Genomic DNA, 1,340 nt, shown 5'->3' on the forward strand with positions numbered 1-1,340 from the left:
GCTAGTATTGAAAATAAAAGCTTTGAATATATTTTAAAAGAATATGATTACAATGAAGCTTTGTTTTATTTAGATCCGCCTTATGTGGGAACTGAGAGCTATTATAAAAACACTAATGGTTTTGGAATAAAAGAACATAAACTATTAAATAAATTGCTAAAAAATATCAAGGGTAAATTTATGCTTTCTTATAATGACTGTGAGCTTGTAAGAGAGCTTTATAAAGATTTTAATTTTAAGGAGCTAAAAGTAAGATATTCTTTAAATAATAATGTTTTAAAAAGAAAAGAGAGCAATGAGGTTTTAATAATGAACTTTTAATTATTTTAGAGAATATTTATATTCTCTAAACAATTTATTATTTAAGTAAAATAGTTAAAAATTCTAAAGCTTCTTTGTTGGATTTTACTTCATACTCTAAATAATCTTTCTCTAAAATAGCTCCGTATTTAATTAAAAGCAAAATAGCTCCAAAATTATTATGATTAATTGCATAAATGATTGGTAGTGTTCCCATAGCTTCTTTTGTGGCACTCATACCATTTTGAAGATACTCTAATACAGCATCATTATCACCATTGCAAATTGCTCTTATAAAATCTCTTGTATAACCTTGTTTTATATTGTTTTGTATTCTTGACATTTTTTATCCTTTTGTTTTGTTAAGACTACAATAGCTTGGTAATGCTGAATGTGTGCTGTTGTAAGCTATATTATTTTAACCCAACTTGATACTACATTTAATAAGTGATTATAGTCTTTACTTGTAGCTTCTTTAAAAAACTCATCTCTAATATTTTTGTGTATTTTAGCTTTTTTCAAAGCACTATCAACTCTAGCTAAAATTGAAAAAGCATTACCATCTTCTCCGATTAATTTAACTTTTATATTTGGATATTTTATACTCATTTTTAATCCCTTAAAATTCACAAAAAGTGCTTTTTAGTTCATATCTTTGTTTTTTATCATTGTATTGAACTACAAATTTTCTACCAATTATGTATCTTTCAAATAAAGGCACTTGTATAATGGTTTTATCTTCATTCATTTCAAGTATTTTTGCAATAGAATAAGAATATATTCCCATATTATAAATAGTCATAAGCTCTAAAAGATTATCTCTTACTAGATAATCTTTTTTTAAAAGTCTTTTATATAAAGTTTTAAATTCATCTTCTAAATCCTGCATAATTTTTTCTTTTAATTCTTTATCAGTATAGTTTTTAATCTCTTTCATTTTTTCTCCTTTTGTCGATTAAGCACACAATAGCTTGGTAATGCTGAATGTGTGCTGTTAGATCCTAGAAAGCTCTCCAATTACAATACCAACTAATAAAAAA

At 24.9% G+C, this 1,340-nt stretch carries 4 protein-coding genes; 1 reads left to right on the top strand and 3 read right to left on the bottom strand.

Annotated features, from left to right (window positions below):
- On the top strand, window positions 1-321 hold a 321-nt coding region (locus tag FPD38_RS07175; RefSeq protein WP_187153119.1), incomplete at its 5' end, for a DNA adenine methylase.
- Window positions 322-358: 37 nt separating this feature from the next.
- Here FPD38_RS07175 and FPD38_RS07180 read toward each other — a convergent pair.
- From FPD38_RS07180 to FPD38_RS07190, 3 genes are all read right to left on the bottom strand, one after another.
- Window positions 359-643 carry a hypothetical protein gene (locus FPD38_RS07180; RefSeq protein ID WP_133374359.1) on the bottom strand — a complete coding sequence of 95 codons (285 nt, stop codon included), beginning with the start codon at window positions 641-643 and terminating at the stop codon, window positions 359-361.
- Between the two features lie 65 nt (window positions 644-708).
- A complete protein-coding gene (locus FPD38_RS07185) occupies window positions 709-903 on the bottom strand; it encodes a hypothetical protein (protein ID WP_147556044.1) in 195 nt (64 codons plus the stop codon).
- Between the two features lie 16 nt (window positions 904-919).
- The gene (locus FPD38_RS07190; protein ID WP_147556043.1) at window positions 920-1,237 is read right to left on the bottom strand and encodes a hypothetical protein; all 318 of its coding nucleotides are present in this window, start codon (window positions 1,235-1,237) and stop codon (window positions 920-922) included.
- Window positions 1,238-1,340: the final 103 nt, after the last annotated feature.

Source organism: Campylobacter volucris (genome assembly GCF_008011665.1).
Classification (GTDB): domain Bacteria; phylum Campylobacterota; class Campylobacteria; order Campylobacterales; family Campylobacteraceae; genus Campylobacter_D; species Campylobacter_D volucris_A.

Coding starts and splice junctions, on each gene's coding strand:
- FPD38_RS07180 (WP_133374359.1), bottom strand. CDS start 643: ATGTCAAGAATACAAAACAATATAAAACAAGGTTATACAAGAGATTTT.
- FPD38_RS07190 (WP_147556043.1), bottom strand. CDS start 1,237: ATGAAAGAGATTAAAAACTATACTGATAAAGAATTAAAAGAAAAAATT.